This window comes from Streptomyces sp. NPDC006733 (assembly GCF_040636125.1).
In the GTDB taxonomy this organism is placed as follows: Bacteria; Actinomycetota; Actinomycetes; order Streptomycetales; family Streptomycetaceae; genus Actinacidiphila.
Map to the genome: position 1 here is coordinate 1 of NZ_JBEYJD010000109.1, position 7215 is coordinate 7215.

Consider the following 7215-nt stretch of genomic DNA (forward strand, 5'->3'; position numbering starts at 1 on the left):
AGAGCGCCTGCGACCGCGCACCCCACCGGTCGCCCGTCGCGGGGGCCGGCCACCGCACCCCCGGCCGATGGTTAGCGGTGCCCGGGCCGAGGTGGCGCGCGCCCCACCGATGCCCCCGGGCCCGGGCGGCGCCCCCGGCGGCGGTGAGCGCCGCGAGGTGTTCGCGCACATCGCCCTGGAGGGCGAGCACGCCGATGGTGGGTATGGCGCTCACGGTCCGGTTACCAGCCGCGGTTGGCGTAGCGCTCGGACTCGGGGAGCGTGTCGCAGTTGATGCCGACCATGGCCTCGCCCAGGCCGCGCGAGACCTCCGCGATGACCTTGGGGTCGTCGTAGAAGGTGGTGGCCTTCACGATGGCGGCGGCGCGCTGCGCCGGGTCGCCGGACTTGAAGATGCCGGAGCCGACGAAGACGCCCTCGGCGCCGAGCTGCATCATCAGCGCGGCGTCCGCCGGGGTGGCCACACCGCCGGCGCTGAAGAGCACGACGGGCAGCTTGCCGAGGCCCGCGACCTCCTTGACCAGCTCGTACGGCGCCTGGAGGTTCTTCGCGGCGACGAAGAGCTCGGTCTCGTCCAGGGTGCCGAGGCGGCGGATGTCGGTGCGGATCTGGCGCATGTGGCGCACGGCCTCGACGACGTTGCCGGTGCCGGCCTCGCCCTTGGAGCGGATCATGGCCGCGCCCTCGGCGATGCGGCGCAGGGCCTCGCCCAGGTTGGTGGCGCCGCAGACGAAGGGGGTGGTGAACGCCCACTTGTCGCTGTGGTTGACCTCGTCGGCCGGGGTCAGGACCTCGGACTCGTCGATGTAGTCGACACCGAGCGCCTGCAGGACCTGGGCCTCGACGAAGTGGCCGATGCGGGACTTCGCCATGACGGGGATGGAGACCGCGTTGATGATGCCGTCGATCATGTCCGGGTCGGACATACGGGCCACGCCGCCGTCCTTGCGGATGTCGGCGGGCACCCGCTCCAGGGCCATGACCGCGACGGCGCCGGCGTCCTCGGCGATCTTCGCCTGCTCGGCGTTGACGACGTCCATGATCACGCCGCCCTTGAGCTGCTCGGCCATCCCGCGCTTGACGCGCGCGGTGCCGGTCTCGGGGTTCTGGGCGGTGGCGGGGGTGGTGGACACGGTATGACCTCACTCGATGACGAATGGTGCGACGTAGCCATCGTGAACCGGTCCACCTGACCGGAAAAGAGCCAATCCGGGGTCAGTGGCCTGCCGCGCCGTCCGCCGTGAACGCCGTCGGTGGCTCGTCGTCCATCTCGAAGGCCAGCGGGAAGGGGGCGTGGCCGGCCAGCTTGAACCAGCGCACCACCCGGTGCCGGCGCACCGCCCGCGCGGCCCGGACCGCGTCGTTGTGGAAGCGCCGGGCCATCGGCACCCGGCGGACGGCCTGGGTCAGCTCGCCGACGGTCGCCTCCCCGCCGGGCGCGGCCAGCACCGCGTCGACGGCGTCCGGCTCGGCGAAGACCGCGCGCAGCGCCTGGCTCAGCTCGCTCTCGGCCACCTCGCGGTGCTCGTCCTCGCTCTGCCGGGCGGCGTGCGCGGACTGGTAGAGGACGATGGACGCCGCCGGGTCCAGCACCCCGGACGTCGCGAGCTCCTGGGCCACCGAGGCGCGGCGCAGCAGCTGCGCGTCCAGGGCGGCACGGGCGGCGTCGATACGGGCGTGCAGCCGGTCAAGGCGGCCCGCGGTCCAGCTCAGGTACAGGCCGATGGCGACGACAGCCACCGCGACCCAGATGAAGGTGGTCACGGGCGGCAAGGCTACCGTCGCCCCGGGTGGTTCAGTCCCGGGCCAGTCCCAGGCGGGCCCGCAGGCCCACCCGCTCGTCGGCGGCGACCGCGGTGGCGCCCTCGGTCACCGTCTCGTAGACGGCGAGGATGTCGGCGCCGACGGTGCTCCAGTCGAAGCGGCGCACATGCCGGCTGCCCAGCTCCCGCAGCTCCTGCAGCCGCTTGGGATCGCCGAGCAGCCGCACGGCGTCGGCCGCCAGCGCGTCGGCGTCCTCGACCGGGAACAGCTCGCCCGCCGCTCCCCCGTCCAGGACCTGGCGGAAGGCGTCCAGATCGCTGGCGAGCACGGGGGCGCCCGCCGACATCGCCTCGACGAGGATGATGCCGAAGCTCTCGCCGCCGGTGTTGGGCGCCACGTACAGGTCGACGCTGCGCAGCAGCCGGGCCTTGTCCCGGTCGCTGACCATGCCGAGGAACTCCACCTGGCCGCGCAGGTGTTCCGGCAGGGCCTCGACGGCCTCCTTCTCGTCGCCCTTCCCGGCGACCAGCAGCCGGGTGTCCGGGCGTTCGGCGAGGATCTTCGGGAAGGCCCGCATGAGGGCGGGCAGGCCCTTGCGCGGCTCGTCGATCCGGCCGATGAACCCGATCGTGCCGCCCGGCCGCCGGGCGCCGTCCGCGGCGGTGCCGGGCGCGCCCGCGGTCTGCCACTTCGGCTCCGCCTCGGCGCCGGCGAAGAAGTCGACGTCCACGCCGTTGGGGATGACCACCGCGTCGCCGCCGAGGTGCTCCACCAGGGTGCGCCGGGCGTACTCGCTCACCGCGATGCGCGCGCTGATCTTCTCCAGCGCGGGCTGCAGGATCGGATAGGCGGCGATCATGGCCCGGGATCGCGGGTTGGAGGTGTGGAAGGTCGCCACGATCGGCCCCTGGGCCGCCCAGCAGGCCAGCAGGCCCAGGGACGGCGAGGTCGGCTCGTGGATGTGGATGACGTCGAAGCCGCCGTCGTGCAGCCAGCGGCGCACCCGGGCGGCGGACAGGAAGCCGAAGTTGAGCCGGGCCACCGAGCCGTTGTACGGGACGGGCACGGCCCGGCCCGCGGAGACGACGTAGGGCGGCAGCGGCGTCTCGTCGTCGGCGGGCGCGAGCACGGAGACCTCGTGGCCGAGCTTGATCAGATGCTCCGCGAGGTCGCGGATGTGGAACTGGACGCCTCCGGGGACATCCCAGGAGTACGGGCAGACGATCCCGATCCTCAAGGCTTCTCCGTTCCGGAACTGTTCGGGCGCGCCTCGAGATCGGCGAGCCACAGCCGTTGGAGCATGTGCCAGTCGGCGGGGTGCTCGGCGATCCCGGAGGCGAAGGCGTCGGCCAGGTCCTGCGTCATGACGGCGGCCTTCTCGGTCCGGTCCCCGAGTTCCGGGACGTCGACGGGCGGGTGGACCCGGCCGCGCATGAGCGGGCCGTCGTACCAGAGGGTCACCGGCAGCAGCAGGGCGCCGGTCTGCTGCGCGAGCAGCGCGGGCCCGGCGGGCATCCGTGTGGCCTCGCCGAAGAACTTGACCTCGATGCCCGAGGCGGACAGGTCCCGGTCGGCGACCAGGCAGATCAGGCCGCCGGCGCGCAGCCGGCGGGCGAGGGTGCCGAAGGCGGCGCCGCCGGTGTGCGGCAGCACCTCCATGCCGAGCCCCTCGCGGTAGGCCACGAAGCGGTCGTAGAGGGTCTCGGGCTTCAGGCGCTCCGCGACCGTCGTGAAGGGGACCCCTATCTTGGTGGTCACCCAGGCCCCGGCCAGGTCGTAGTTGCCCATGTGGGGCAGGGCGATGACGACGCCGCGGCCGGCCGCCAGCCCGTCCTCGAGGAAGTGCGCGTCCTGGATGCGGACATCGGTGCGGAAGCGTTCCCGGTCCCAGGCGGGCATCCGGAAGGACTCCATCCAGTACCGCAGGTAGGAGCGCATCCCGGCCCGGGACAGCTCGCGCAGCCGGGCGTCGTCCGCGTCCGGCACGACACGGGCCAGGTTGGCCTCCAGCCGGAGCACGCCCTTGCCGCGCCGCCGCCAGACCGCGTCGGCGATCCGCCGGCCGAGGGCGTTCGCCGCCGGTTCCGGGAGCTTCTTCACCGCTCCCCAGCCCAGCCCGTACAGCCCGTCGGTCAGCCGGTCCTTCACGCGGCGCCGCCCCCGTTCGCACCGGCGACGGCGTCGGCCGCGTCGGCCTCCGCCGCCTCGCGGCGCACGGTGACGACCCGCTGGATGAGCGTCACGAGGCTGCCCGCGGCGACGACCCACAGGGCGATCGGCAGCAGCCACTCGATGTAGGGGACGCCGAACTTGTGCAGCCCGGCCAGACCGCACAGGACGAGGGTGATCACGAGCCGCTCGGCGCGCTCGACCAGCCCGTTGACGTTCACCGGCAGGCCGATGGCCTCCCCGCGGGCCTTGGTGTAGGACACCACCTGGCCGCTGGCGAGGCAGAACAGCGTCACGGCGCAGAGCACGAGGTCGTCGCCGCCCCCGGCGTACCAGAGCGCGAGCCCGCCGAAGACGGCCGAGTCGGCGACCCGGTCGAGGGTGGAGTCGAGGAAGGCGCCCCATCGGCTGGAGACCCCGGACTGCCGCGCCATGTTCCCGTCGACGAGGTCGGAGAAGACGAACAGGGTGATGACGACGGTGCCCCAGAAGAACTCGCCCCGGGGGTAGAAGACCAGCGCACCCGCCATCACTCCCCCGGTGCCGATGAGGGTCACCGCGTCGGGGGTGACCCCGATGCGGAGCAGGAACGAGGCGAACGGCGTGAGGACACGCGTGAAGAATGCACGCGCGTACTTGTTCAGCATGGCCTTCCCGGATGGATCGGTGGATGTCGGCTGGCCCGGTCGGCCACTGGACGGCCCATCGTAGCCAGCCCGCGTCGTCCGTATGCGTGAGGCACCCGCCGGGACCCCGGGCCGTACGACGTATGGACGCACCGTGACCGCCGTGGGAAGGTCGAAGGACCGCGGGCGTCGCCGGAAAACCTCCCTTTGTACCCCGTCGGGGCACCTCCGGTGCGGTCTCCCGTGACGCTGCGCGCTCGTGCCCCCGAAGAGGGCGCGGTCCCCCATGCAAAGACGGACATGGAGGCGAGACCCGTGGGTGGAGCAGCCGACAGGAGAGACGTACATCCAGGAGCCGCCGGAAGGGCACCGGCGGCCGGCCGGCCCGAGAAGGTGCGCAATGTGGTGCTGGTCGGCCACAGCGGAGCGGGCAAGACCACCCTCGTCGAGGCACTGGCGCTGGCCACCGGCGCGGTGAACCGGGCGGGGCGGGTGGAGGACGGCGGATCGATCTCCGACCACGACGAGATCGAACAGCGGCAGCAGCGGTCGGTGCAGCTGTCCCTGGTGCCGGTCCACTGGGGCGACATCAAGATCAATTTGTTGGACACTCCCGGATACGCCGACTTCGTCGGGGAGTTGAGGGCCGGTCTGCGGGCGGCGGACGCGGCCCTCTTCGTCGTCTCGGCCGCGCAGGACGCGGCGGGCGTGGGCGGTGCGACGCGGCTGCTGTGGGACGAGTGCGCGGCCGTCGGGATGCCGCGGGCGGTGGTGGTCACGCACCTGGAGGCGGCCCGCTCCGACTTCGACGAGATGACGGCGCTGTGCGCGCGGGTCCTCGGCGGCGACTCCCCCGACGCGCTGCTGCCGCTGTACCTGCCGCTGCACGGTGCGCGCGGCGCCCAGGTCACCGACGGGCACGCCCCGGTGACCGGCCTGATCGGCCTGCTCTCGCAGCGGGTCTTCGACTACTCCACGGGCGAGCGGACCGAACGGGACCCGGAGCCCGACGAGTTGCCGCTGATCGAACAGGCCCGCAACCGGCTCATCGAGGGGATCATCGCCGAGAGCGAGGACGAGACCCTGATGGACCGCTACCTCGACGGCGAGGAACTGGACCTCAAGACCCTCACCGAGGACCTGGAGCGGGCGGTCGCCCGGGGCAGGTTCCACCCGGTGCTGGCCGCCGCCCCGGCGGCCGAGGGCGCCCGGGAGGGGCTCGGCACCCTGGAGCTGCTGGAACTGGTCACGGGCGGCTTCCCGACCCCGCTGGAGCGCGAGGCGCCGCCGGTGAGCACCCCGCAGGGCGGCCCGTGCCCGCCGCTGACGTGCGACCCGGCCGGGCCGCTCGCCGCGGAGGTGGTGAAGACCTCCTCCGACCCGTACGTGGGGCGGATCAGCCTGGTGCGGGTCTTCTCCGGGACGCTGCGGCCGGACGAGACGGTCCACGTGTCGGGACACGGCCTGGAGGACCGCGGGCACGCGGACCACGACGTGGACGAGCGGGTGGGCGCGCTCTCCTCGCCGTTCGGCAAGCAGCAGCGCGGCGTGACGAGCTGCGTCGCGGGCGACCTGGCCTGCGTCGCCAAACTGACCCGCGCCGAGACCGGCGACACGCTCTCGGCCCGGGACCGGCCGCTGCTCATGGAGCCGTGGGTGATGCCCGACCCGCTGCTGCCGGTGGCCATCCAGGCGCACAGCAAGGCCGACGAGGACAAGCTCTCGCAGGGCCTGTCGCGGCTGGTCGCCGAGGACCCGACGATGCGCCTGGAGCAGAACCCCGACACCCGGCAGGTCGTCCTGTGGTGCCTGGGCGAGGCGCATGTGGACGTGGCGCTGGAGCGGCTGCGCAGCCGCTACGGGGTCCAGGTGGACGCCGTGCCGCACCGGGTGTCGCTGCGCGAGACGTTCGGCGAGAAGGTCAGCGCGCGCGGCCGGCACGTCAAGCAGTCCGGCGGGCACGGCCAGTTCGCGATCTGCGAGATCCAGGTCGAGCCGCTGCCGACCGGCTCCGGCATCGAGTTCGTCGACAAGGTGATCGGCGGCGCGGTACCGCGCCAGTTCATACCGTCGGTGGAGAAGGGCGTCCGCGCGCAGGCCGCCCGGGGCGTAGCCCTCGGCCACCCGGTGGTGGACATCCGGGTGACCCTGGTCGACGGCAAGGCGCACTCGGTGGACTCCTCCGACGCCGCGTTCCAGACCGCCGGGGCGCTCGCCATGCGGGAGGCCGCCGCCGGCGCCAGGATCGACCTGCTGGAGCCGGTCGCCGAGGTCGGGGTGATGGTCTCCGACGACTTCGTCGGCCCCGTGATGAGCGACCTGTCCGGGCGGCGCGGGCGGGTGCTGGGCACCGAACCGGCCGGGCCGGGGCGCACCCTGGTCCGGGCCGAGGTGCCGGAGATAGAGATCGGCCGGTACGCGGTGGACCTCCGGTCGCTGTCGCACGGCACCGGCCGCTTCAGCCGCGCGTACGCCCGCCACGAGCCGATGCCCCCGCCGCTCGCGGCCAAGCTCAGGGAGGCGGCGGAGAGCCCCAAGTAACCCCGCACGAAGGCCGGTCGGGGGGGGGGGCGGGCCCCCCCGGGCCCAGCGGCCCCCCCCGGTCGCCCGCGCTCGCCACATATACCTCCACCCGCCCCCCGGCCTGGGCCGGGGC

The 7215-nt window shown here is 73.5% G+C and carries 6 protein-coding genes and 1 pseudogene; 1 reads left to right on the forward strand and 6 read right to left on the reverse strand.

The genetic code is table 11. The features are described 5' to 3' along the window. The 6 genes and pseudogenes from ABZ721_RS40655 to pgsA form a co-directional block, all read right to left on the reverse strand. Positions 1–214 (reverse strand): annotated as a pseudogene (locus tag ABZ721_RS40655) (hypothetical protein); the annotation flags it as partial. Between the two features lie 7 nt (positions 215–221). Next, a complete protein-coding gene (gene pdxS, locus ABZ721_RS40660; RefSeq protein ID WP_358793882.1) occupies positions 222–1133 on the reverse strand; it encodes a pyridoxal 5'-phosphate synthase lyase subunit PdxS in 912 nt (303 codons plus the stop codon). A gap of 82 nt (positions 1134–1215) precedes the next feature. Further along, on the reverse strand, positions 1216–1773 hold the full coding sequence (locus tag ABZ721_RS40665; RefSeq protein ID WP_358793883.1) for a hypothetical protein: 558 nt from the start codon (positions 1771–1773) through the stop codon (positions 1216–1218). 22 nt (positions 1774–1795) lie between these two features. Further along, a complete protein-coding gene (locus ABZ721_RS40670) occupies positions 1796–3001 on the reverse strand; it encodes a glycosyltransferase family 4 protein (RefSeq protein WP_358793884.1) in 1206 nt (401 codons plus the stop codon). After that, positions 2998–3912: a phosphatidylinositol mannoside acyltransferase gene (locus tag ABZ721_RS40675; RefSeq protein ID WP_358793885.1), complete on the reverse strand. Its 915-nt coding sequence runs from the start codon at positions 3910–3912 to the stop codon at positions 2998–3000. The genes ABZ721_RS40670 and ABZ721_RS40675 overlap by 4 nt, the downstream gene beginning before the upstream one ends. Next, complete coding sequence (pgsA, locus tag ABZ721_RS40680; protein WP_358793886.1) at positions 3909–4580, reverse strand: phosphatidylinositol phosphate synthase; 672 nt, start codon at positions 4578–4580, stop codon at positions 3909–3911. The genes ABZ721_RS40675 and pgsA overlap by 4 nt, the downstream gene beginning before the upstream one ends. Positions 4581–4859: 279 nt before the next feature. Here pgsA and ABZ721_RS40685 point away from each other — a divergent pair, with 279 nt between their 5' ends. Continuing rightward, a complete protein-coding gene (locus ABZ721_RS40685; RefSeq protein WP_358793887.1) occupies positions 4860–7100 on the forward strand; it encodes an elongation factor G-like protein EF-G2 in 2241 nt (746 codons plus the stop codon). Positions 7101–7215 lie beyond the last annotated feature (115 nt).